Annotated in this window: 22 protein-coding genes; 2 read left to right on the forward strand and 20 right to left on the reverse strand. The window is 43.7% G+C overall.

All coding sequences use genetic code 11. From position 1 onward, the window contains the following. Positions 1-878, forward strand: an 878-nt coding sequence (locus tag ACJV45_RS05665) for a hypothetical protein (protein WP_419397851.1), incomplete at its 5' end; no start/stop codon positions are given. Between the two features lie 557 nt (positions 879-1,435). Here ACJV45_RS05665 and ACJV45_RS05670 read toward each other — a convergent pair. The 14 genes from ACJV45_RS05670 to ACJV45_RS05735 form a co-directional block, all read right to left on the reverse strand. Continuing rightward, complete coding sequence (locus ACJV45_RS05670) at positions 1,436-1,921, reverse strand: NUDIX hydrolase (RefSeq protein ID WP_419397852.1); 486 nt, start codon at positions 1,919-1,921, stop codon at positions 1,436-1,438. Positions 1,922-2,253: 332 nt separating this feature from the next. Next, complete coding sequence (locus ACJV45_RS05675) at positions 2,254-3,669, reverse strand: class I SAM-dependent RNA methyltransferase (RefSeq protein ID WP_419397853.1); 1,416 nt, start codon at positions 3,667-3,669, stop codon at positions 2,254-2,256. Between the two features lie 26 nt (positions 3,670-3,695). Next, positions 3,696-4,469 (reverse strand): DUF3159 domain-containing protein, encoded by a 774-nt coding sequence (locus ACJV45_RS05680; RefSeq protein ID WP_419397854.1) that lies wholly within the window; start codon positions 4,467-4,469, stop codon positions 3,696-3,698. Positions 4,470-4,525: 56 nt separating this feature from the next. Further along, a complete protein-coding gene (locus ACJV45_RS05685) occupies positions 4,526-5,341 on the reverse strand; it encodes a DUF3710 domain-containing protein (RefSeq protein ID WP_419397855.1) in 816 nt (271 codons plus the stop codon). A gap of 122 nt (positions 5,342-5,463) precedes the next feature. Next, positions 5,464-6,327 (reverse strand): exodeoxyribonuclease III, encoded by an 864-nt coding sequence (locus ACJV45_RS05690; RefSeq protein WP_419397856.1) that lies wholly within the window; start codon positions 6,325-6,327, stop codon positions 5,464-5,466. 149 nt (positions 6,328-6,476) lie between these two features. After that, complete coding sequence (locus ACJV45_RS05695) at positions 6,477-8,504, reverse strand: dipeptide ABC transporter ATP-binding protein (RefSeq protein WP_016812621.1); 2,028 nt, start codon at positions 8,502-8,504, stop codon at positions 6,477-6,479. 23 nt (positions 8,505-8,527) lie between these two features. After that, positions 8,528-9,559: an ABC transporter permease gene (locus ACJV45_RS05700; RefSeq protein ID WP_016812623.1), complete on the reverse strand. Its 1,032-nt coding sequence runs from the start codon at positions 9,557-9,559 to the stop codon at positions 8,528-8,530. Between the two features lie 14 nt (positions 9,560-9,573). After that, on the reverse strand, positions 9,574-10,500 hold the full coding sequence (locus ACJV45_RS05705) for an ABC transporter permease (RefSeq protein ID WP_004121041.1): 927 nt from the start codon (positions 10,498-10,500) through the stop codon (positions 9,574-9,576). 226 nt (positions 10,501-10,726) lie between these two features. Further along, positions 10,727-12,358: a peptide ABC transporter substrate-binding protein gene (locus tag ACJV45_RS05710; protein ID WP_004121043.1), complete on the reverse strand. Its 1,632-nt coding sequence runs from the start codon at positions 12,356-12,358 to the stop codon at positions 10,727-10,729. 543 nt (positions 12,359-12,901) lie between these two features. Continuing rightward, a complete protein-coding gene (locus ACJV45_RS05715) occupies positions 12,902-14,569 on the reverse strand; it encodes a CTP synthase (protein ID WP_004121045.1) in 1,668 nt (555 codons plus the stop codon). Positions 14,570-14,619: 50 nt separating this feature from the next. Beyond that, positions 14,620-15,060: a type II 3-dehydroquinate dehydratase gene (gene aroQ, locus ACJV45_RS05720; protein WP_419397890.1), complete on the reverse strand. Its 441-nt coding sequence runs from the start codon at positions 15,058-15,060 to the stop codon at positions 14,620-14,622. 30 nt (positions 15,061-15,090) lie between these two features. Further along, positions 15,091-16,833 (reverse strand): bifunctional shikimate kinase/3-dehydroquinate synthase, encoded by a 1,743-nt coding sequence (locus ACJV45_RS05725; protein WP_419397857.1) that lies wholly within the window; start codon positions 16,831-16,833, stop codon positions 15,091-15,093. Next, positions 16,830-18,017, reverse strand: a complete 1,188-nt coding sequence (gene aroC / locus ACJV45_RS05730) for a chorismate synthase (protein WP_419397858.1) — start codon at positions 18,015-18,017, stop codon at positions 16,830-16,832. Before aroC ends, ACJV45_RS05725 begins: the two co-directional genes overlap by 4 nt. 579 nt (positions 18,018-18,596) lie before the next feature. After that, on the reverse strand, positions 18,597-19,046 hold the full coding sequence (locus ACJV45_RS05735; RefSeq protein WP_032812287.1) for an A24 family peptidase: 450 nt from the start codon (positions 19,044-19,046) through the stop codon (positions 18,597-18,599). A gap of 80 nt (positions 19,047-19,126) precedes the next feature. Between ACJV45_RS05735 and ACJV45_RS05740 the strand changes: the two genes are divergently transcribed. Beyond that, the gene (locus ACJV45_RS05740) at positions 19,127-19,327 is read left to right on the forward strand and encodes a hypothetical protein (RefSeq protein ID WP_419397859.1); all 201 of its coding nucleotides are present in this window, start codon (positions 19,127-19,129) and stop codon (positions 19,325-19,327) included. Between the two features lie 131 nt (positions 19,328-19,458). On the opposite strand, the gene mltG is transcribed toward ACJV45_RS05740, so the two are convergent. From mltG to ACJV45_RS05770, 6 genes are all read right to left on the reverse strand, one after another. Next, entirely contained in the window at positions 19,459-20,616 is a 1,158-nt protein-coding gene (gene mltG, locus ACJV45_RS05745) for an endolytic transglycosylase MltG (protein ID WP_419397860.1), read from the reverse strand. A 98-nt stretch (positions 20,617-20,714) separates the two neighbouring features. Then, positions 20,715-21,185 (reverse strand): Holliday junction resolvase RuvX, encoded by a 471-nt coding sequence (ruvX, locus tag ACJV45_RS05750; RefSeq protein WP_004113362.1) that lies wholly within the window; start codon positions 21,183-21,185, stop codon positions 20,715-20,717. A 57-nt stretch (positions 21,186-21,242) separates the two neighbouring features. Continuing rightward, positions 21,243-23,927 (reverse strand): alanine--tRNA ligase, encoded by a 2,685-nt coding sequence (gene alaS / locus ACJV45_RS05755; RefSeq protein ID WP_419397861.1) that lies wholly within the window; start codon positions 23,925-23,927, stop codon positions 21,243-21,245. A gap of 187 nt (positions 23,928-24,114) precedes the next feature. Then, positions 24,115-24,354: a hypothetical protein gene (locus tag ACJV45_RS05760; protein WP_004121066.1), complete on the reverse strand. Its 240-nt coding sequence runs from the start codon at positions 24,352-24,354 to the stop codon at positions 24,115-24,117. Further along, on the reverse strand, positions 24,354-24,788 hold the full coding sequence (locus ACJV45_RS05765; protein ID WP_004113368.1) for a DUF948 domain-containing protein: 435 nt from the start codon (positions 24,786-24,788) through the stop codon (positions 24,354-24,356). Before ACJV45_RS05765 ends, ACJV45_RS05760 begins: the two co-directional genes overlap by 1 nt. Before the next feature lie 160 nt (positions 24,789-24,948). Next, the gene (locus ACJV45_RS05770) at positions 24,949-25,623 is read right to left on the reverse strand and encodes a histidine phosphatase family protein (RefSeq protein WP_419397862.1); all 675 of its coding nucleotides are present in this window, start codon (positions 25,621-25,623) and stop codon (positions 24,949-24,951) included. Positions 25,624-25,691: the final 68 nt, after the last annotated feature.

Genomic DNA, 25,691 nt, shown 5'->3' on the forward strand with positions numbered 1-25,691 from the left:
TAACCGTTGATAAAGCCACTGGTAAAGTCACTATTCCAGCAGACAAAGTCAAAGACAAGAGTGATGTAACCGCTAAAAACTCTAAGAACGGTACCGAGAGCAACGAAAAAACTGGTAAAACAGGAACTAACCCATCAACCGCTCCTGAAACTAAGCCAGATGCTCCAACTGTCACTACCCCAACAAGCGGAGACGGTCAAGGCTCAGCCACGATCACTCCAGCAAAGGATACTGATACTCTGGTAATCACTTATACGCCAGAAAATGAAACCAACCCGAAGACCATCACTGTCAAGAAAGACAATGACGGAAACTGGACTGGTAAAGACATTCCAACAGGCGTAACCGTTGATAAAGCCACTGGTAAAGTCACTATTCCAGCAGACAAAGTCAAAGACAAGAGTGATGTAACCGCTAAAAACTCTAAGAACGGTACCGAGAGCAACGAAAAAACTGGTAAAACAGGAACCAACGACGGAAATTCTGGTTCTGGAACAGGTTCTGGTTCTGGTTCTGATTCGGGTAACGACTCCACGTCTAACAATGGTGGTTCAGCTAGCGGATCTACTACTGGTGGTAGCAGCTCTACAGATTCCGGTGCTCAAAATAGCACCAACGAATCAATTAGCGCTGACAATGCTAACAACGCTGGTAACGCTGAAACCGGTAATGCTGGCAACAGCAACGCTGGTAACGCATCCACTGGTGCTTCAGGTTCCAACGCATCTACTAAGTCCGGCAACAAGGTTCCTGCAAAGCATTCGTCCCAATTAGTAAAGACTGGTGCTGAAGTGGAACGAGTAGGATTGATCAGCGCAATGATTGGTGTACTGGGAGCTGCAGCAGCATTCTTCTCTCGCAAGAAGAATCGCGAGTAAAAAAGTTCACCTACAAAATTAAACAAAAGTAAACTAATAGTTGAAAATAATTAGGAAAAGGAGCTGAGCCACAAACCCAGCTCCTTTTTCTATATCACTGCTCGCTTACACATACAATCTCTTGTATTGTGATTCAAAACATGTCTTATTTAAGAAAAACCATCTTTGAATATATTCAAATAAACGATAATAAAATCAATAAAAACAATTTTTAACAAAACTGCAATATAAAAATTGTTCTTAAACCACATTTCCGCACATAAACAGGTGGGTGCAAAGTGTGCACTTTTTAACGATAGCTCTCGCTAAGCCTTGCTACGCAAAGCCTAAACGCAGGAACTAAACTGCACGCAAGTAGGTGTCATCAAAACGATATTTCGAAACAGTCACGATTTGTAAAGGAACGCTACTGATTCTGTATGGATTGAGTGTTGGAATATATAACACAGAAAGCAAACAGTTTCAGAGTTCAGAAGGAAAAGTTTCATTGAATACAAGAGTTAAGAAACTAGAAATAATGTTTGTGTAACTATCTCTTGCCATAATAGTGGGATTCATTAATATCTTTCATCTGAAATTATATGCTCTATTCCACTATGCTCCGATTTAAGATATTCTTTCATAAATGTCGGGTAAGCCTTGCACTTATCAAGCTCATCTATAGGTAACCAATGCATTGTCTCTTTAGCACCTGACTCTGTAGTACTATGGCTCGTAAAATCTCTTTTGCCCATGGACTTCATCATGTAGTAGAGTGTAATCTCATGGAAGTCTACTCCATCTAAGCCAGAGCTGCCGATGAATAAGTTCTCGTGTATTACGGCAAGGTGATCGACCTCGTAATTAAGACCTGTCTCTTCAAATACTTCTCTCTTTACGGCTTCTTCTGATGTCTCGCCCATGTGAACCGCTCCGCCAACTGAGTAGTAATAGTCGTCCTCATCATTTCCTGCAAATAGCACACAACCTTCTTCGACTATGATGGCTGCTGCTCTATATCTAAATGCTTTGTTATCGTTAATAAATCCGCAATTATGTTCCATAGTTTACTCCTTTATTTTTTATCTAATGACTATAACTTATGGTTCAAATGCAAACAAGTTCCGAATCTTAATTGAAAATCCAAGTGATTGATACATTTGTATATCACACTGTGCACAAGCAACAATCATTGAACTTATTGCACTCGACCCTAGAGCGTTGATATCTTCCCTCAAACAGCAAAATCACATCTAGAATCTCGAGAAGTAAGATTAAATCCACCGCATGCTAAACCTTTTAACGATAGCCCTCGCTAAACCTTGCTACGCAAAGCCTAAACGCAGGAACTAAACTGCACGCAAGTAGGTGTCATCAAAACGCTATTTTGAAACAGTCACGATTTGCAAAGGAATGCCACTGATTCCGTATGATGAGTTTCCGGATATAAGTCGAACGCGCGCAAAGACTGAACACTGTAGCCAAGCTCCCTAAACGTGCCAACATCGCGAGCAAGACTAGTCGGATCGCAAGCAACATACACAACGCTTCTTGCTCCAGACTTCGTGATCTGCTTACAAACTTGAGCTTTAGCACCAGCGCGCGGAGGATCTAACACAACAACATCAGGATGCGCAAATCGGCGAACAATCTTAGACGACTTACTCGCCTTAAACACCTGCGATTCAAGCGTTTGCGCAACATCGCCTTCAAGCGCTTCAACAACATCCCTGCTAAGACCAGCGCGCCCAATGTTTCGCCTTGCATTCTTCACAGCAATCGGCGCACCCTCAATACTAAGCACGCGCGCTGGTTCTGCAGAACCGAGAGCACCTGCAGCACCAGAAGAATCTCCGCCAACATTAGCCAAAGTCGCAAGCGGAATCGTAAACAAACCCGATCCAGAATACAAATCCCACAAAACCGTATTCTTACTACGCCCACCAAGCGCAGAACGAACTAATCCCAAAACGTAGTTCACCAAATGCTCTGGAGCTGCGCGATGAATCTGCCAAAAACCGCGCGCGTCAACATCATAATCAAAAGTACGCATACGTGATGAATCACCATCAACCGCAACGCGCACGCGCTCGCGTAACAAAGCCGAACCTGCAACCAACTCATCATTTACTATAAGCGCATAATTTTCGCCAATCGCATCAAGAAGCGCAGCCTTGTCACCCGAAACACCAAAGTCCAAGCCCTCAACCCTAGGCTCTGGAACAGCAAGACGAATTTGCGAATTTGGCTCAAATTCTCTATTCCACAAATCCAAAGAATCCGCAACTGCTAAAACCGCGCGCGACGCAAGTGGCATAGTATCAATCGCAATGCGATCATGCGACTCGCGCTTACGCATAGACAAACGCCCTTCATCATCCGCAACCAACTCCATTCGCGTACGCCAGTTAAATCCGTTAATCTCCTCATCCCCCGGCATGCGCTCAACAGTAATATCACTAGCAGAAACATCCATATGCGCTAAACGCTGGAATTGATTGGCAATCACGGACGCCTTCCAACGAATCTGCCCAGGCAAAGAAACGTGAATTAAATCTGCTCCGCCAACTCCGCCGCCCTGAGCCAAAGGACCAGCGAGCTTCCATTGCGGCTCCACACGATCCACACTAGGCTCCAAAACTTCCACAACTTCACCGGTGAAAAAGTGCGCTTTTGCACGCATCGGCTCATCCATGCGCACAACAACCAGCTCACCAGGTAACGCAAATCGCACGAATACAACGCGTCCGTCAAGATGACCTACGCATCTACCTTGATCCGCATATCTCTCGATTCGCATCGTCACTTGCATAAACTACCCCTTAGCTTTGCATTTAGTTAAGCTGATTTTACTTCACTTGAATTTACATCGTTTTTATCTTCGTCAATCTGCTTTTCTTCACGATAATTTTCTTCGCGATTTTTATGATGAAGACGCATAAACGGCGTTGCGATAATCAAGTAAGAAACCCAAATTGCGAGCGCCCAGAACGGCAAACCCATAATCAATCGAACTGTACCAAGCCACACAACGTGATTCGTCAAATATAATGGTACTTGTAAAACGAGTCGCAGTGCAAAAACACCAATCCACAATCCAGTAACATACATATACGCTCGCTTAAGCGGCTTATAATCAAGCCATTCGTGCAGCCACGCGCCAAAATTTTCCGTAGGCATTTTGCGAATTGACTCAATCACAAGACCTAAAGCAGGCACGCGAACAATCATCGAAATAGCAAGAAGCGCACCGTATACAGCATTTGTAATAAAGCCCATCATGTAGTAGTCGCGCGCTTGGTGACTCGTCCACACCCAAATAAGGCAAATCCCTACAGAAACCAACCCACTTAACGCGCCCATAATCGATTGGCGTTGAACAAGTCGAGCTACAACTTGCAAAACTGCGAGAGCTGCAGACGCAATAACTGTTGTTTGTACGTTTCGCGTTACAACAAAGCAAATAACAAACAGCAAGCCTGGCAGCATGGATTCGATTACGCCTCGAACTCCACCAATGGAATCAATAACAGAAAACGTGTTTCCTTCAGATCCAATAGAAGCCAAAGATGCTAATCCTGAGCGTTTTTTGCCGCGCGAATTTTTTTCCAAGACAATATCCTTTGCTGCCTTACTTTTACTATCGACTTTTAACTATCGACTTTTAACTATCTGATTTCAGAAAACATTGGTCCACGAGTTAGCGTGGTTTTGACTTCTACTTGCTGATCTGCACCAAGTGGACCTTTTGGACGACCTAGATTTTCTTCAGAACCAGCAGAATCGTCAGATCCAGCAGAACCATCTTTACCTGCACTACTTGGCACAACCAAATCGTGCATTGGAATCATATCTCTAGGAGCAAGTGGCTCTGTTCCGCGCTTTATAACAATATCACTAAACCACTTGTTAAGAAGCACAGTCTCTTCGCTTGTTTTTTGTGACTCTAAAGCAGCACTACCAGAGAACACTCCGCGGAGCATCCAACGCGGACCATCTACAGCAACAATTCTGGTTTCCACTGTCTTATCGTCAACCTTGACTGGAAGTATGAGTTCCTTGCCAAAAACTCCATTCACTTCCCTAGCATTAGAGTTTCCCTTAAGCAAATCCGCACGAACTTCACTCCATATTCCTTCTGTTTTAGGAGCTGCAAATGCTTCAACCTCAATGCTAGAAGATTTATATGTAACAGTTATGCCAAGAACTTGACCAGTTTCACGCTGCTTTTTTACTCGCAACTCTATACCTTGTAAATATGGAATATATATGGAGCCGAAATCAACATAAGTACCTAAATTAGGTAGTTTTTCATCAGATATGTCCCATGGACCTCTAAGACTTCCGCGTCCTAAGTACGTGTCTGCATCATATCCGCCTGCAGCCAGCTCGCTTAGAGCGGAATTTTGGGATTGAGATTCTGCAAGATTCTCAGCATCATCTTTGGCAGCTTTCGACTTGCGCTTGGATTTAAACCATCCCATGGTTCCTCTTTTCTAATGGATTCTTCTTAATAAGCTCTAATGCCATTTTTCGATGAATACTTTACATATTTCTAATGGCTATTTTTACTCAACTTCACCAGATTATCACAAGCAAAGCAAAATCACACATTATATTTTATGTTTAAAGCAGCATGGTCAGACCAGCGAGAATCGTAGCTTTGAGCACGATCAATCACGAATCCGCACGCAGTTTCTGCAATTTCAGGTGTTGCAAACTGATAGTCTAATCTCCAACCAACGTTATTATCAAAAGCTTTACCTCGTTGACTCCACCAAGTGTATGGTCCTTGAATATCGCCAGCAAGCATTCGCATAACGTCCACAAATTCATACTCGTTAATCCAGCGATCAATATAAGCGCGTTCCTCTGGCAAAAATCCAGCACTTTTCTCATTTGCTTTAGCGTTTTTAATGTCAAGAGGCGTGTGTGCAATATTAAAATCACCACACAAAATCGCTTGATTTCCGCCACTTGCAGCAATATCTCTAAGCTCCCCTAATCGTTTTAACATAGTATCTAGAAAGCGGAATTTTTGCTGCATTTTCTGCGGATCATCAACGTTTCCAGCGTGAACATACACAGAAACAACAGTAATATCATACCCTTGCGGAGTATGTACGTCGGTTTCCACCCATCGCCCAGAATCAACGTCTTCACTTAAACCAGGCAAACCGTAACGCTGCTCTACAACTGGCAAAGACGTTACAAGCGCCACACCAGCTCTACCTTTTATTTCACAAATCTGATTTGTAACAGAAAATCGCCTGTTATTTTGCCCAGATTCATCACTCTTAGACACATACAAATCCTTGATTTTACCCATAATCGGGTCAATCGCATCTTGCGGAGCGCGAACCTCTTGCATACACCACACATCTGGCGTGTGATCTTGAACCCAATCGAGCATCCCCTTGCGCCAAGCCGCACGAATCCCATTCAAATTTGAAGTCGTAATCGTAATCATAAGATCCACTCTAATATGCGCACAACACAAAATAGGCAAAAATAAAGGTGCAGAAGTTTTGACTCCCACACCTTTATTTTAAATTTAAATTTATTTTAAATTTATAGTTTATAAGACGCTAGTTTTAAGGCTCATAAACCAGCTTGCGACTAATCCAATCCAAGCTCCAAGTTTCCACCTGGGATTGCATCGAGAAGATCGCGAGTGTATTCCTTTTGAGGATGATCAAACACTTCGTCGGTTGTAGCATGTTCAACAAGTTTGCCATGTTGCATAACAACAACCTCGTCCGCAATCTGACGAACAACAGCCAAATCGTGAGTAATAAACAAGTAGCTTAATCCTCGCTCCGCTTGCAAATCGTTAAGCAAATGCAAAACCTGATCTTGCACAAGCACGTCCAAAGCAGACACAGCCTCATCGCAAACGATTACGTCTGGATCCAATGCCATAGCACGCGCAATAGCAATGCGCTGACGCTGACCACCAGAAAGCTCGTTCGGGAAGCGAGTCATAACAGAAGCAGGCATGCGAACCATATCCAAAAGCTCGCGCACACGATTCTGTCTACTCTTTTTATCGCCAATCTTATGAATGCGCAAAGGCTCCTCAATAGAACGATAAATTGAATACATTGGGTCGAGTGAACCATAAGGATTTTGGAACACTGGTTGCACGTGTCTGCGGAAGTCAAGCAAATCAGCGCCCTTGAAATCAGCAATATTCTTGCCTTCGTAAGTAACTGTTCCACTTGTTGGATTTAGAAGTCGCAAAACCATGTTTGCAACAGTAGATTTACCAGAACCAGACTCACCCACAATTGCCAACGTTGTTCCGCGCTTAATTGAGAACGAAACATCGTCAACAGCTTTAAAAAGTTCCTTCTTACGCGGAAGCTTAAACTCGCGAGTTAAGTGATCTACTGTAATAATGTGCTCGCTCTTTTCAAGAGTTTGCTCACCTACTACGTGATGCTCAAGCAAATTATCCGCGTTGCCTCCATGCTCCTTAACCGAGATGATTCGCTGAGAAGCCAAGCTTGGAGCCGCTGCAACTAATCGCTTAGTATACGGATGCTGCGGATGTTGCAACACATCTAGAGATGGACCAGACTCAACAACGCGGCCCTTATACATAACAACAACGTGCTGCGCACGAGCTGCAGCCAAACCTAAATCGTGAGTAATAAAGAGCACGGAAGTGCCAAGCGAATCTGTAAGAGTATGCAAATGGTCAAGAATACGCTTTTGCACAGTAACGTCGAGAGCGGAAGTCGGCTCATCTGCAATAAGCAAATCTGGACGGCAAGCCAAGCCGATAGCAATCAAAGCGCGCTGACGCATACCGCCAGAAAACTCATGTGGGAATTGGCGTGCACGCGTTGCTGCATCTGGTAAACCAGCTTCATCTAGCAAACCAGCAATACGGTCTTCAACACTTGCTCCAATAACATACTTTTTGGCGATTTCCCAAGCTTTGTCGTCGTTCACACCATACTTGATTAAATCGTCTGCAACGCGCCAACGAGTTTCAGAGCCTGGAACCCACTCTTTTTTGTAGTATTCCATAGCTTCATTAAACTTTTCAGCATTCGTTTGCTCACTAAGACCAGCCTCTGCCAAAGCCTGCTTTGCAGCATCCAATAATGCCGTAAGTTCTTTAGAACCAAGGAAGATTTCGTCTTCGTTGCTTTTAACTTCTACAGCATCTCCTGCTAAAGCTTCTGCAAGAGCGGAACGCTTTTCATGACTAACGTCAACGCCATTTGCAAGAAGAGCTTCTTTAACTTGGGTACCAATCCTCCAAACAGGATTCAAGTTGCTCATAGGGTCTTGTGGAACCAATCCCATTGCTGTGCCGCGCAAAGCTGCATAATCTTTAGGCTTTAGATTGCTTATTTCTTGACCTTTAAGCTTAATAGATCCGCCAGTAACGTGACCTGTTCCTGGAAGCAAGCCTAAAACCGCCATTGCGGAAGTTGACTTTCCAGAACCAGATTCACCTACAATCGCAACCCACTGACCTGGGTAAACGTTAAAGCTCGCATCGCGAACAGCGTGTACGGCTTTTTTAGAATCCGTTGTAAAGTCAACCTGAAGATTTTTGACTTCCAGCAAAGGACCCTGCTCGCGTTGCATTGCAAGGGTATCTACATTTTTACGTGTTGCTGTGTTCATAATCACTATTCCTCCACGCTAACTTACGCCTTACGGCTCTTTGGATCCAACGCATCTTTTACGGCGTCGCCCATCATAATAAAGGCGAGAACAGTAATAGCGAGCGCAATAGACGGATAGAACAAAACTTCTGGATTTGTAGTAAGAACATTTCTAGCGGTAGAAATATCTACACCCCAGCTAACGGTTGTAGTTGGCAAACCAATACCCAAGAAGCTAAGTGTTGCTTCCAAAACGATGTAAGAGCCGAGGGATGTTGTGCCTACAACAATGATTGGAGCCAGCGAGTTTGGAATAATGTGCTGGAACAAGTTTCGCATTGGCGTAGATCCTAAAGCGGTAGATGCCGTGTTAAATTCAAGATTCTTGGATTCCATAACAGCACTTCTTGCGATTCGAGCAACGCCTACCCATCCAAAGAGAACCATAACAAACACGATTTTCCAAATCGACTTAGACGTGCGGAACATTTGCAAAACTACGATTGCGCCCAACAGCATTGGCAGAGCCAAGAAGATATCGGTGATTCGGCTTAGAATCGCATCAATCCAACCACCGAAGAACCCAGCTAAAGCGCCAATTAACGAGCCAACTAGCACAACCAAAGCTGTTGCTAATAAGCCAACGCTTAGAGATGTACGAGTTCCGTATACAACTCGAGCGTAAATATCACAGCCTTGCATATCAAATCCAAACGGATGTGCAGCAGAAGCTGGCTCAAGCGAATGTTCCAAAACGCAATAATTAGGATTGTGCTTTGTAAGAACACTTGGGAAAAGTGCAACAAAAATAATCGCAATAATCAAAACTGCGGAAACAATAAACAGTGGGTTTCTGCGCAAACTACGCCAAGCATCTGCCCACATGCTTGTAGCTGGAGCAGATTCATCTACGGAATCCACTTCTTGAAGAGGCGTATCGTCAAGAGGTGCAACGTAACGTTCCTGACCAGGTAGCGTATTGTATTTTGAAGCAGAAAAGTCGCCAGCAACCGTAGTTGCAGCTGCTGTAGCATTATTTGTAGTCAAATTATTTTCCATCAAATTATCTTCCATAATGTCTGCTCTCCTTACGCGTAGCGAATGCGCGGATCTAGAGCCGCGTACAACATGTCAACAAGAAGATTGCTGACTACAAATATCAACATAAGAAGCGTAACTATAGAAACAACAAGGTTTCCTTCTCCTTTTAGTATTCCCTGATACGTAAGGAATCCAACGCCATGAATGTTGAAGATTGTTTCGGAAATCATAGCGCCGCCCATAAGAGCGCCCAAATCCTGACCTAAGAATGTAACAACAGGAATAAGCGAATTGCGCAAAATATGTCGAACAATAACAGAGCTTTCTTTTAAGCCCTTTGCGCGAGCCGTGCGAACATAATCGAGGGATATGTTTGACGAAACTTCCGACCTTGTAAGTCGAATAATATACGCCATTGACACGGATCCAAGAACTATTGCAGGAAGAAGAAGATCATAGAATCCAGGATTATTGCTTGCTGTAACAGGCATAATATGCCACTTAACACCAAACACGTATTGTCCAATAAAGCCAGTGACAAATGTTGGCACAGAAATAAGAAGAAGCGATACAACCAGAATTACACTGTCATACCACTTCCCTTTCTTCAAGCCAGAGATTATGCCAAAAGCTACGCCGAACAAGGCTTCAAAGGCAAACGCCATCAACGCAAGCTTAATGGTTACTGGGAATGCGCGACCAATTTCGTCAATTACTGGCTGGCCAGCAAAAGTATGACCGAAATCAAGAGTCAAAGCATTTTTCAAAAACAGCAAATACTGAATAATAAATGGCTTATCCAAGTTATACTCGGCACGAATCTGCGCTTCAACCGCATGGTTAATTGGCTTATCTCCAAACATTGCTTTTACTGGGTCTCCAGGTAAAGCAAACACCAAAGCGTACACCAACAATGTTGTGCCGAGAACCACAGGAATCATCTGCAGAACTCGACGCAGAACATATTTACCCATTGGTTTCTCCTTATATACTTACTTAAAAATTCGCAGAGCACACACCCAACTTTTGTGGCTTGCATATTGATTTAACCCAACCTAAGTAAAAACACAAAGTGCTGCCTCGAATAGCGATAGAATTTGTTAATTTTATTCGCCATTCGAAGGCAGCAGCACGTTTTTACATGCTATTTAATTATGATTTATTTTTTACTATAGCTACTTGATCTTCGATCTTAGATCTTTACTTGTGGAGCTTGTAGTAAAGTGGCATATTCTGCCAATCCATTACAAAGCCCTTCAAGGTTGGAACCATAACAGCCTTAGCGTTCGAGTAGAACAGTGGGATGTATGGAAGATCCTCAAGAAGAATCTCGTTAGCTTGCTGATAAAGCTTAGTTGCCTCAGCTGGCTGAGAAGAAGCAGCCTTCTTAAGCAAATCATCAAACTTAGGATTCTTGTAATCAGCTTCGTTGGAGCCATTTCCATCTGCAGCAACAGAAGCAAATTCCTGAGTCAAGTAGTTTTCTGGGCTTGGGTAATCTGGCATCCAGCCTGCACGCCATGCACCCTTAATCTGACGCTGTTCGCATGCGTTACGGAACTCTTGGAATGTTGGAACTGGAGTGGTTTCAGCATTGATACCAAGATGGTTCTTGAGGGAGTTTACAACTGCATCGAACACAGACTTAGCATTACCATCAGCGTTGTAAGTAAAGGTAAGAGGACCATCATACTTAGAGATCTTGTCTGCCTTTGCCCAAAGTTCCTTAGCCTTTTCTGCGTTAAACTTAAGGTTTTCGTGTCCCTTAAGATCAGCCTTGTAGCCTGGAGTCAAAGGAGAAGTGAACTCATTTGCAGGAGATGCAGTACTGTTAAGAACCTTCTTGATGATGGTTTCACGGTCGATTGCCATAGAAACAGCTTGACGACGCAAGCGGCCTTCTTCGGTAGTTACATCGAAGTGTGGCAATTTTGCAGGAATACCGAACTGCTGGATTACAGAACCTGGACGGTTGTATGCCTTAACAGTGGTGTCCTTTTGGAAAGTCTTGGTTTCAGTATCTGGAATGTTATCGGTCATATCAAGATTGCCAGACTGAACATCGCGGTAAGCAGCGGTTCCATCGGTGTAAATCTTGAAGGTAACACCATCATTCTGAGCCTTACGTGGGCCATCGTAATCTGGGTTCTTTACAACTTCAATCTGCTTGTTGTGATCCCAGGACTTAAAGAGGTATGGACCAGAAGAAACTGGCTTTTCGCCATAAGCCTTTGGATTCTTGTAGAAGGATTCTGGAAGAGGAGCAAATGCAAGGTAACCAACCTTAATAGCAAACACAGAATCTGGCTGGTTCAAATCGACAGTAAAGGTGTACTTGTCTACAACCTTCAAGCCAGAAAGCTGCTCATCGCCCTTAGTGTCATTCTTCTGCAAGTCTTCGTATCCCTTAATTGTCTGGAAGAAGGAAGCGCACTTCTGAGCATTCTTAGCGTTTGCTACGAAGCTCCAAGCCTTGGTGAAGCTTTCTGCGGTGATTGGTGTGCCGTCGCTAAACTTCTTATCTTTCTTAAGCTTAACAGTGTACTGAGTTGCATCCGCGTTTGGAGTTACGCTCTCTGCATCTTCGTTTACTGTATTGCCCTTTTCGTCAAAAGTGACCAACGTGGAGTTGACCAGCACAGCAGGACGGGCGCCAGCATTTTCGTTAATATTTCCTGGGACAAGCTCGTTCTGAGGCTCGGAGTCGTTTACGGTAATAACAACCTTGCCACCATTTGTTTGAGCGGTCTTCGAAGCAGAAGAACCGCATCCACCGAGCAGCATAGCAACCGAGCAAGCAGCTGCGGCAAAAAGTAATGCCTTATTCTTCATATGTTTTCTCCTAACGTTGGGTATGGCAGGATTCAATTAAATATCACGAAAAAGTCTCATTACAAGCTTTACAGGCTTTTACAGGCTTAATAAATAAAATCCACCTAGTATTTATTGCCAGATGGATTCTTTGCAAAGCCAATAAGGAGGCCTCTTCGTTGATTAAAATTCAATCATACGGATTTTATTAAACAACGCAAGCTAAAAGTCTAAATGTAAAATTTACAGTTATTTTGTCTATTAATCATAAAAATAACTATTACTATATAAAATTATGGGATTAAATCGTATTTTATATGGTATTTTGCCAAGCCTTTTAAATCTACGACGATATTACAAAAATGTAAATTTGCACTAGAAATATGTAACAATCATGTTAAACGATGCAAAATATGCAACAAGACATTCAAATATTAAACAAAATAAAAGTGGTGTAAATTCGCACCCAAATGCACGAGTTTACACCACTTAATAAATAAAATCAAATAAATATTGAAAATATTTTTAAAATATTTTTATTATATTTTCACCTATTGGTAAATACTACTTAGACTCGCTAGCCTGATGTTCAAGAGCAGCCGCAACCAATCCAGCAAACAGTGGATGAGGCTTAGTTGGACGAGACTTAAACTCTGGATGAGCCTGAGTTGCCACGTAGAATGGGTGAACTTCCTTTGGAAGCTCCACAAACTCAGTCAAATTACCATCTGGGCTTTGACCACTAATACGCAAGCCAGCTTCGCGCAAACGATCCTTATACGCCACATTCACTTCATAACGGTGACGATGACGCTCAGTAACATGCGTAGTGCCGTAAAGCTCAGCAACAATCGAGCCTTCTTCAAGCGTTGCAGGGTAAGAGCCAAGTCGCATTGTATGACCCATATCTCCCTTACCATCCACAATATCCTTCTGCTCTTCCATAGTCGCGATTACTGGATCGCCACAATCCTTCTCGAACTCAGTGGAATTAGCATCCTCAAGTCCAAGAACGTGACGAGCATACTCAATAACCATAGATTGCAAGCCAAGGCAAAGACCAAGCGTTGGCAAACCGTGCTCGCGAGCGTAACGCAAAGCTCCAATCTTACCTTCAATACCGCGAATGCCGAAGCCGCCTGGAATAACCATTCCGTCCATTTGGTCAAGAGCCGCAGCTGCACCTTCTTGAGTTTCGCACTTGTCAGCAGCAACCCAGCGCACGTTAACTTTAGCCCAGTTTGCAAAACCGCCAGCCTTAATAGCCTCGGTAACGGAAAGGTATGCATCTGGCAAATCAATATACTTTCCAACGATTGCAATGTTTAGCTCATGCTTTGGATGATGCACGCGCTCAAGCAAATCTTCCCACTCGTTCCAATCAACATCGTGGAATGGAAGCTCAAGCTCACGAACAACGTAAGCATCCAAGCCCTCGTTGAACAAAATCTTCGGCACATCATAAATGCTTGGAGCGTCAACGCAGTTCACAACGCCTTCAGCATCAACATCGCACATAAGCGAAATCTTATCTTTAATGCCTTGATTAAGCGGACGATCCGAACGCAAAACAAGCGCATCTGGAGAAATACCAAGCTGACGAAGCATCATAACAGAATGCTGAGTTGGCTTAGTCTTCAATTCGTGAGCTGCAGCAATATAAGGCACCAAAGAAACGTGCACAAACATGCAGTTTTCAGGACCTAAATCGCGACGAACTTCGCGAGCAGCTTCCAAGAATGGCTGAGACTCAATATCGCCAACCGTTCCGCCGATTTCCGTAATAATCACGTCTACGTCGTCGCTAGCCTGCGCGCGCATACGCGACTTAATTTCGCCAGTAATATGCGGAATAACCTGCACGCACTGACCCAAATATTCGCCAGCGCGCTCCTTACGAAGCACAGACTGATAAATCTGACCAGTTGTAACATTCGCTTTTTGACTTAAGAAAACATCGAGGAATCGCTCGTAGTGACCAATATCGAGATCTGTTTCCGCTCCATCTTCCGTAACATAAACCTCGCCATGTTGGAATGGGTTCATTGTACCCGGGTCAACATTGATATAAGGATCGAGTTTTTGTTGCAATACGTGAAGACCACGACTACGCAAAAGTCTGCCTAATGAAGATGCAGTAAGACCTTTTCCGAGGGACGAAACAACGCCACCAGTGACAAAAATATGCTTTGTAATATGCTCCTGAGAGTTACCATGTTTTCTTCTAACCATGGAACTCCATAGTATCTTCGAGCCTCGACGCTGGAAATTTGCTTAAAAAGTTAGATTAAATGAGCAACAGACTCAAGCGCAAGCTTATAACCGTACAATCCCATGCCTGTAATAGTGCCAGTTGCAACAGGGCTAATCACGCTTATTCTTCGGAAAGAATCGCGGGCAGAAGGATTAGAAATATGCACTTCCATTAACGGCACGCCTGCATCCAAAACCATGTGTGCAGCATCCGCGAGCGCATAACTGTAGTGCGTAAAAGCAGCAGGATTCATAACTACTGGCGTATGCGTATCGGCAGCTTCGTGCATCCAATGAACCATTTGCGCCTCGTCGTCGCTTTGGCGTACTTCTACCTGTAGATTAAGCTCTTGCGCCCACTTCTTGCAAAGCGCGCACAACGTTTCAAAATCTTGACTGCCATAAACGTCTGGCTGACGAACGCCTAATCGCCCCAAATTTGGGCCATTTACTACTAAAACTTTACGCATGCTTATCACATTTTTTGAATCTACCATTTTCTAACCTCTAATCTTATTAAACGCATCTCGAATCGCCTCCAGCGGCGGATTATCTAAGTGAATCGGGTTTCCAATCCCATCTAAAACAACAAATCTCAAAGTATTTCCTCTAGCTTTTTTATCTTTATGCATTAAGTCAAGAACCTTATTAAAAGCATCGTCACCACTGCCGCCACCATTCCAAGATATTGGCAATCCAAGGGATTTCAAAAGCGAACGATGGTACTCAACATCTTCTGTACTTAAATAACCCAAAAGTTGCGCAAGCTCCGCAGCAAAAACCATTCCCACAGCAACCGCGTTTCCGTGGCGCCAAGAAAAATGCTCAATTTGTTCAATCGCATGCCCAAGAGTGTGACCGTAGTTCAAAAACTCGCGCAAACCCTTCTCTTTTAAGTCGTTAGAAACGTGGTATGCCTTAACGCGCACGCTTTTTTCTATCAAATCGCAAACCATATTATTTAAATCTGCATCATTTAAAATAGAAGGACCATCAACAGAGCGCAACTTGCTAGCATTTTGAGGATTTTCTAAAATTTTTAAAATACTAGAATCTCCAATAAACCCTGATTTTACAACCTCTCCAAGTCCTTCAACAAAAATATCATTAGGAAGAGTAGAGAACGCGCAAGTATCTGCCAAAACACCAGCAGGAGTGTAAAAACTACCAACCAAATTCTTGCCAAATGCAGTATTTACACCAGTTTTACCGCCAGTCGAAGCATCGACCATAGCAAGAAGCGAAGTTGGGCAATTAACATAACGGATTCCACGCATCCAAGTAGAAGCAACAAATCCAGCCAAATCCGTGGCTGCTCCCCCACCCAAACCAACAATCGCGTCAGAACGCGTAAAACCAGCGTTTCCAAGACGTTCCCAAATAGAATCCGCAACCTTAACAGTTTTACCAGCCTCAGCATCTGGAATAAGAATGTCGAAAACATCGTAGCCAGCAGCGCGCAAAATGGTTCTTGCTTTATCGCTATGTCTTTGCACAGGCTGAGTGTGGATCAAAGCTACTCGAACAGGCTCTTTTCCAAGTAGTTGCGGCAAAAGGCTCATGGCACCTGCGCCAATATGAACATCATAATCTTCAATACCTTTACCAGTTACATGCACTATTCGTTGCATAATCATATTCTTCAACTTTCTTGCGGCAGGTTTTGGCGTCAAATTGTAAACACGAGCATGCAAATTCGCCACTTTGCAAAACACAGGATCACGCTTATCAAACAAATCCATCCATCGTTTTGCGCCATCTTCGCCGCTTAACATAGGACGATTAGAATTCCAGCTTACGCGCTCAATTGCATCACTTGCATTTACTTGCAAATACACAACACGACCGCTTAGCTTTGTATATTTTCTTAAGACCTCTTGCGTCTCCTTACGCATTGGAGCACCGCCACCTAGGGCGACTATTGGGGCGGATTGCTCAGAACATGCAAAAATAGCATCTTTGACAATTTGAGCTTCAATATCTCTAAAAGACTCCTCGCCAAAATCCTTAAAATATTGGCTAATCGGCATATTGATTTTTTGCTCAATCAAATCGTCCGTGTCTATAAAAGGAACGTTCAAAATATGCGCCAATTCCTTACCAACACGCGTTTTTCCAGCTGCCGGCATACCAATTATGACGGCTAACGGGATTTGACTTTGCGATACATCTTGCGAAATGTCTTTCAAAGAATCTCGAAGCGAATCATGCAAGGAATCATGCAAGGAATCTTCTTCGCTCATCTCATATACTCTTTCCAAGATTGAACGTAATTTCTAGCATTTCTAGCGGTTTCTTCTAACGAATCTCCACCAAACTTTTCCAACACATACTTTGCAAGCGTTAACCGAACCATTGCCTCTGCAACTACGGAAGCGGCTGGAACTGCCGTAAAATCGGAGCGCTGATTAATCGCTTGAGCTGGCTCGCCAGTAAGCACATCCACAGTGCGTAATGCGCGAGGAATGGACGGAATCGGCTTCATTGCAGCGCGCACACGAATCGTCTCACCATTCGACATTCCACCTTCAATGCCACCAGCACGATTACTAAGTCGCGTGATTTTGCCATCTTCACCTGTTACGATTTCGTCGTGAGCAGCAGAGCCAGGGAGATTTGCTTCTTCAAAACCGTCTCCAATTTCCACGCCTTTAATAGCTTGGATTCCCATAAGCGCGCCTGCTAAAGCCGCATCCAAACGGCGATCCGACTCTACATACGTTCCAACTCCAGCAGGCATGCCGTAAGCAAGCACCTCCACTACGCCTCCAAGCGTATCCGCATTGGCTTTTGCTTCATCAATGCGAGCAACCATTCGCGCTTCTGCATCTTTATCGAGAGTGCGAACTGGCGACGCATCCAACACATCAACATCGTCTGGTGTTGGCAGTGGTAAACTTTTGTCAGCATATTCTCCGCCGATTCCAATAACATGCGCAACTGTTCGCACGCCCAACGCCTGCTGCAAAAACGCATCAGCCACAGCACCTAAAGCCACGCGAGAAGCCGTTTCCCTAGCGCTCGAACGCTCCAAAACCTCGCGAGCATCATTAAAACCATACTTTCGCATGCCTGTTAAATCAGCATGCCCAGGGCGAGGACGGCTTAAAATAGCATTTCTACCAGTTTGCTCAAGCTCATGATCCAAAGGATCCGCACTCATCACTTCCACCCACTTTGGCCACTCGCTATTTGCGATTTCTATAGCAATTGGCGATCCAAGAGCAACACCGTGGCGAACGCCAGTAAGCAAACGCACTTTATCTTGCTCAAACTTCATTCGCGCACCGCGACCGTAACCAAGCCGTCTGCGCGCAAGAGCAGAAACAATGTCCGCGCTAGTAATCTCGACTCCTGCTGGCACGCCTTCAATCATTGCCACCAGCGCTTCACCATGCGACTCCCCTGCCGTTTGCCATCTAAGCATGCCTTCTCCAATCGCGTTGTGCGTTATATTCTATTTCTACAAGTCTTGCACTTTGTAATGCACACTATTTTAAATCTGTACTCGATTCTAAATTCTTTATTCTACTAACCACTAAGTATTGCTCACAATCCACGGAATCAATCACACAATCTGTCGAACTTTTCTAGAAACCACTATCTTTATTTGATGTTGCGTGATTCCTTGTTTGGTGTTGCGCAATTTCCTTGCTTGGTGTTGCGTGAGGGCTGGGTGTTTCTTGTCTCACAACGCTCCGCCTTTTACGTGTTGCTTGTTGTTGCGGTTGTTCCGTTTTGTCTTTGATTTTGTTTTTGGGTTGAAGTTTGTTTGTAGTTGTGGCTCATTGGATTATTTGGTATCGGCTGCCGCTCTTATATTGTTCGACCAAGAATCACCCAGCCCTCTTACGAGTCTGAACAATTGCGTATCGCTTAATCACCGAGATTCTCGATTTTTCTTGCTGCTTCAGCGAATCACCATTTCATGCTGAGGTTCGCTTCATCCGCTGCGAAAAATCTCGAATCTCCACCTCACTTATCACTATAGAATTGCAGCAAAAGCTCAAAGCATAATAGCGATTATGAAAGATGCAGCTAAGACGGGTACGAACGGGATTTTATTTTGAGCATTTTTAGACTTAACGCGGAAAAGTCGCAAGCGGACTCTAGAGCAGATTTTCCATACTAAAATCCAAATTAATCCAAATATTCCAACTGATGCAAACCAGTAGATTATGCAATCAAATCCAAATAGCGCCAAAGCTTGAGCGATCATAGAAGCGCATGTAACATCGCCAAATCCAAGTGATCCGCGCACGCAAAGTTTTTGCACCAAAACGTAGAATGCAAAAACTGATACTGCAAAAAGCCAGCCACGTAAAAGAAAATTAACATTATGAAAAGTAATCAGCGAAAAAATAAGGTTTGCGGCAGATTGCGCAAAAGCAGCTAGTACAACCCAAAGTCTAGGAACAACGCGGCTGATTAAATCCGTTACGCACACTGCAATCATGCATATAAGCGTTGGCATTGCAAATAAACAAGTAACAATAAACTGACTCATTTGATTATGCTAAATAAGCGAAAATTGCATTGCAACAAATTTCACTCAATGTGGTTAAAGGCTTGTGTGGTTATGCAGATTGCACCAAGTATGGTAGAGATTCGAGATTTTTCGCACTGAATGAGATGAACCTCAGCATCTTTGATGGTGATTCATCGAATGAAGAAGAAAAATCGAGAATCTCGGTGATTAAGCGATACGCAAAAGTTTTAGATATTCAGAAGGTTTGATGTATTTCTATACGAGCAATAAAAGAGGAGCGTAGCGACGGGAGTTGCGAGGAGAGAAATACTCAAACCTCGCGCAAGGCTAAATAGGAAATATCGTTCGCGCGGTCTAAGCGCGAAGGTAGGTCGTCGCGCTAGTTGGCGTTTTCGTTGGAGCGCTTATACTCGTCGCGAATCTTCAAGAAATCATCGTAGTTATCCGCAAACTTAGTTTCGCCAGTCTTTAAGTTAGTGGTAACAAAATAAATCCATGATCCTTTTTCGGGATTAAGCGAAGCCAGAATAGCATTATCTCCAGGAATACTTATAGGAGTAGGCGGCAATCCTTTGTGAATCCTAGTGTTGTATGGATTACTTGCATCATCTAATTGTGCTTGCGTAAGGTTGATTGCCTTAATTCCAATACCGTAAGCAACCGTAGTGTCCATTCCCAAAGGCATGTCTTTAGCTAAACGGTTTAATATTACGCGCGAAACTTTACCATAATATTCACGATTATTTACTTCCGCTTCTGCAATAGAGGCAATTTTGAGAATATCTTGACGCAGTTTTCCTTTAGGGACTCCCAATGAATCAAGTTTCTGAATACGCTTATCTACCATTTTGGCAAGTATTTTAGTAGCAGATTTCATGGATTTTACGTTGTAAACTCCAGGCTCCAACCATCCTTCAAAACTTCCATTTGCTTCTGGAGGCAAAACTCCCATTCCGCCTGCGTTCTCAATTTCTTTAAATTGAGCAATGTCTATTCCAGAGATTTGTGCAGCCTTACGAATAACGTCTGTTGATCGTTCTCCTGCTTTAACGTCTAAGAATCCGCCTGCTTTACTTTGATCTGAAAGAATATTTACAACATCAATTGAGCTCATATGCTTTTTAAGCGCATAAATTCCTGGGTATAAAATCTTGTTGTTCGCAGCAACAATATTAGAAAAAGTGGATTGTGACTTTACAACTTGCGCTTTAACCAGATTGTTCCCAACTTCTACAGATCCTTGACCTGGCTCAATCGTAAACTCAACAAATCCGCTTCCAGGTCCTGGCCAATCGTCCATAATCGTAGACTGATTATTAGTTTTTATATAAACCGCAACCCTGTATAAGCCATATCCAAGAACAAATAGTATTGCAAAAATTAGCGTAAGAATAAACGCTATTATACGTTTTCTCTTACTTTTACGTCTTTTTTGTGCTTTTAAATCTTTGCGTGATTTTGGAGGCACAGGTGGATTAGGAGTTTCGTGACTCCACTTAGCGTTTTGATCGAAAAAATCGTCGATATTCTCAGTCATTAAACGCTTCCTCCCGCTTGGACTGCTGGTTACTATTTCACAGTGACATTATTTCAGAATAACATTATTTCACAATATTGTCGCAGCTATTGTCTGCTTTAATTATTTTTGCAATCATTCTTATAATCGTCAATCGCAGATTGCAAAATTAACACTGCTGACTGCTGATCAACCATAGGACGATGCTTTCTAGTAGAAAAATCAGCATCTAACAGTTGTTTATGCGCCGTAACAGTTGTTAGTCTCTCATCTTTCCAAACAACTTCTGGAATAAAATCGAGAGACCAATCTCCATAATCAAAAAGCGACTTCATTCTTTTGACTAAATTAGTGCCCCAACGACGCGCTTTTTTAGCAGATTTTCCTTCAGTTCCATCTAATTGCAAAGGAAGACCTATTACAACACGACTAACACTATTATCTTCGATAATGTTTAAAACATCTTCAATCGCATTAAACGAATCACCATAGGATTGAACATTCCCAGCAGGATGAGCGAAAGTGAGCTCAGGGTCGGAAAGAGCTGTTCCGACCCTTGCATCACCTAAATCAATACCTAACCACACCATTCTTTGTGCCGCTTTTGGTAAAGATTACATCGTTTTATTTAAGCTGATAGCAGCACGCTAAGCAAGCTGAGCAACTTGCGCTTTAACAGCATCCAATGCTTCGTCAATCTTAGAAGCATCAGTTCCGCCGCCTTGAGCGAAGTCTGGCTTGCCGCCGCCACCGCCACCAAGCACCTTGGAAGCAGTACGCACAAGATCGCCAGCCTTGGCACCTAGACCACGCGCGACGTCGTTAGTCGCCACCGCCACCATTGGACGATCCTCCTCATTCACGCCACACAGCGCCACAATCACAGGAGCATCCTCACCTAAGCGAGAACGAACATCCAGTGTTGTTTTGCGCAAGGCATCGAAGGAACCAAAGTTGCCAACATTCTTTACAGCAAGCTTAACCGTTGCGCAACTTTGTTTAGCCGCCTCAACCAATTCTGGAACAGCATCGTTAAGCTGAGCCTCATACACCGAAGAAAGCTTGCGGTCTGAATCCTTCATCTTGTTGAGTAAGGACTCCAAGCGCTCAGCTAACTCATCTGGGCGTGCATTAACCATGCCAGCAAGTTGCGCCACCAAAGCGTGCTCACGAGCACCATATTCATACGCCTCTTCGCCGCACAATGCATCAATACGGCGTACACCAGAGCCAATGGAAGACTCGGAAAGAATGGTTACCATACCAATCTTGCCAGTGCTCTTAGCGTGAGTACCGCCGCAAAGCTCGCGGCTCCAACCGTCGCCAATCTCAACAACGCGCACAATATCGCCGTACTTTTCGCCGAACAAGTGCATTGCTCCAAGCTTGAAAGCGTCATCGATTGGCATTTCCTTTGGAACAACCTGCAAATCGTCACGAATACGCTCGTTTACGCGAGCTTCTACACGGAGTAGCGCATCCTTATCAACAGCCTTTGGCCACTGGAAGTCAAAGCGCAAACGATCTGGATCAACTACAGAACCGCGCTGAGTTGCCTGTGGACCAAGCTCTTCACGCAAAGCCTTGTGAAGAGTATGCGTAGCAGTGTGGCTTCGAGCCAAAGCAGCCCTGCGAACCTGATCAATATTCGTGTTCACTGGAGCTCCAACACTCAAAGTGCCTTCAGTAAGTCGGCAGCTGTGAACAATCAAATCCTTAATCGGACGCTGAACGTCGTCAACTTCCAAAATCGCGCCGTCATCGGAAATAATCTCACCCTGATCAGCAATCTGACCACCGCGCTCAGCATAGAATGGCGTGCGATCAAGAATAATCTCAACGTTTGCAGGAGCAGTAACGCTTTTAACAGAGCCTTTACCAGCTTCAACAATTGCCAAAACGTTTGAACGGCTTGAGAAGTCAGTGTAACCGAGGAATTCGATTGGCTTTTCAAGCTCCTTCTTAATATCGTCATAAACGCTAACGTCCACATTGTGGCGCTTCTTCAAAGCATCCGCGCGAGCGCGACCTTTCTGCTCGCTCATAAGCTCGCGGAACTTAGCTTCATCAACCTTAACGCCCTGCTCAGCAGCCATCTCAAGAGTCAACTCGATTGGGAAGCCGTAGGTATCGTGCAAAGTGAATGCGTCGGATCCGCCAACAATAGGGTCATCCTTGTGCTCTTTCTTAGCTTTTTCAACAGCCAAGTCAAGAATAGTTGTGCCCTTTTCAAGAGTGCGACGGAACGCGTCTTCTTCACCGTATGCAGCTTCACTGACTTCATGGAAAGTATTATTAAGCTCTGGATAGCTTGGCTCCATTGCAGCCTTAGAAACTGGGAACAAGGTTGGAAGAACTGGGTCCTGAACGCCGAGCATACGCATTGCGCGAACAGTTCTGCGAAGAAGACGACGAAGCACGTATCCGCGGCCAACATTACTTGGACGCACGCCATCGCTCATAATCATCAAAGCGGAACGCACGTGATCTGCTACAACGCGGAAACGCACGTCAGCATCATTATTATCGCCGTACTTTACACCGCTAAGCTTTTCTGCAGCTTCAATAACTGGGTAAACTTCATCGGTTTCGTAAATATTTTCCTTACCTTGCATAAGGTAAGCCAAACGCTCCAAACCAGCGCCGGTATCGATATTCTTCTGGTCAAGCTCACCAACAATGTGCAAATCGGTCTTAGATTTTACGTTATCTACCTGGAAGTTTTCGAAAACCAAATCCCAAATCTCAATAAAACGAGATTCATCAGCAGCAGGACCGCCATCCTTACCGTATTCTGGGCCACGATCAACGTAAATTTCGGAGCATGGGCCGCCAGGACCAGGACCACCAGTAGTCCAGAAGTTATCTTCCATGCCGAAAACTTGCATGTGCTCTGGGTCGAAGCCTTCGTTCTTCCAAATTGCGCGAGCTTCATCGTCGTCTGTAAAAGTAGTTACCCAAAGCTTTTCCGGGTCAAATCCGTATCCGCCCTTATCTTGCGGAGTTGTTAAAAGCTCCCAAGCGTAGTGAATAGCTTCTTCCTTAAAATAATCACCAAACGAGAAGTTACCAACCATCTGGAAGAATGTGCCGTGACGAGTAGTCTTTCCGACTTCGTCAATATCAAGAGTACGAACGCACTTCTGGTTAGACGTCATTCTGCGAGAAGGAGGCGTTTGCTCTCCCAAAAGATAAGGTATGAATGGAACCATGCCTGCAATCGTGAAAAGCGTCGTTGGATTTGGTGAAATCAGCGATGCTGAAGGCACGACCATATGACCATGATTACCAAAGTAGTCAAGATAACGCTTTGCAATTTCTGCTGTGCGCATAGGTACGAACTCCTTGTGTTATATTAAAACGCCATGCAACAGGGCGGCACAAAAGAATATCATACCATCATGCTTTAAGGCGCGAGTCGCAGAATGATTAATCTGCAAGACCAATTTTTGATTATAAAACTTTACCTATAAAAACTTTAGTTATAAAAAACTTTCAAGACTTATTAGCAAGCTTATTTTATTTAGCATACTTATTAGCATACTTAGAATTAAGCTGCGACTCGTGAGTTTTTCTGCTGGAATTAAAATCCTTAAATAAAGACAAAATCGTGGTTAAAGTAAGATTCTTCGGATCTTTATCAAAGAAAAAATCTCCAACACTTTCTGGGAATTTTCCTTTAATATAAGCGCGAGCCTTAGTAACAGACATCACGCCTATTACTATTCCTATGCAAAGCCAGAATAAACGCTTAAACATCACTCCCCCTTGGACTCACTCGACTCACCAGAATTAGCTGCGTGGCGTGCAGAAGATTCTGAAAAATCCGTTGGAACTGTAGGCTTATTGAAGAATGCGTTAATAGTGTCCTTAAGAGCATATCCAGCTGCAGCAATCTTAATAATAGGTTTTCCAAGAAAAGCACCATACAAATCTGTAAGAGCACCAACATTAGTCGCAGTGGTGCGAGCAGCATCCGTAACAGCATTAACATCTTCTAAGGTTTTGTTTACTTGCTTTACTGTAGTAACAGACTCATCAATAGCAGGCAAAGCATGTTCACCTGATTCCTTAACGGTTTGAGCAATCTGATTAAACATCTTACCCAACCTAATCAGAGGATAAATCATAAAACCAGAAAGAACCGCAAACGAAATCGCGGCAATCAGAGCAGCTATGTCTCCAACGCTCATCGTAACCTCTTTCCTGCTGTTTTTACGCGCGACCAACCCACGCAATGTATTTAAAAGATTAACGAAGAGTCAAGACTCTTCGAGTAAACCACTAACACATATCCTTCTCAATATATCAACCCTAATATATCAATATATAAAAGTGGATTTACAGTACGCTCTACTCGTTGTAGCCCTTAATGGTTATAGCCTGATCAAGCGGCTTAGAAGTGTCAAAATCTAAACGAGTCACGCTACCATTTTGCGGACGCTCACTCAAATCGTAACCAGCAGGCGCAAAACGATGCATAAGACTTAAAAGCGTGTTCCCATGAGATATTTGCAAAACACTATCTCCATCTTTTAACACTGGATTGCTGGCAATTATTTTAAAACCGCCCTCAACACGCTTCCAATACTCAATATCCGACTCAGCATCATGGAACGGGTCCGCCTCTTTAAGCATGTCGCGAGTAGCCGAAAGCCCAAACTTTTCAACGATTTCGTTATATGTTTTAGCACCATGAGGCGCACCTGCCGCCCACCAAGCCATATTCATGTCTTGTCCTTCAAAATATCCGTAGCATTGCTCACGAAAATGCATATCGCTTATGAGTTGTGGTCGAGCATGAGTGTGTTTTTCGTTTTCGCTTAAAATACGCTCAGCAGTGATTTGCGCACGAATTGTATCTGAGCAATATGCTGCAGAAAAAATGACATTAGCTAATTTTTCTGCTGCACGATCTGCGTCTGCAAGTCCTTTATCGGTAAGAGGAGAATTTGACCAGCCTTGAAGACGATTGTAGCAATTAAACATGGTTTGACCATGACGAACTAAATAAAGATGCAGCAACATAACTTAATCATCTCACTTTTAATAAATTGTTTTACACAATGTTTTATGCAATGCTTCATATAGTGCTT

The sequence above is a fragment of the Gardnerella lacydonensis genome (assembly GCF_048545055.1).
In the GTDB taxonomy this organism is placed as follows: domain Bacteria; phylum Actinomycetota; class Actinomycetes; order Actinomycetales; family Bifidobacteriaceae; genus Bifidobacterium; species Bifidobacterium vaginale_C.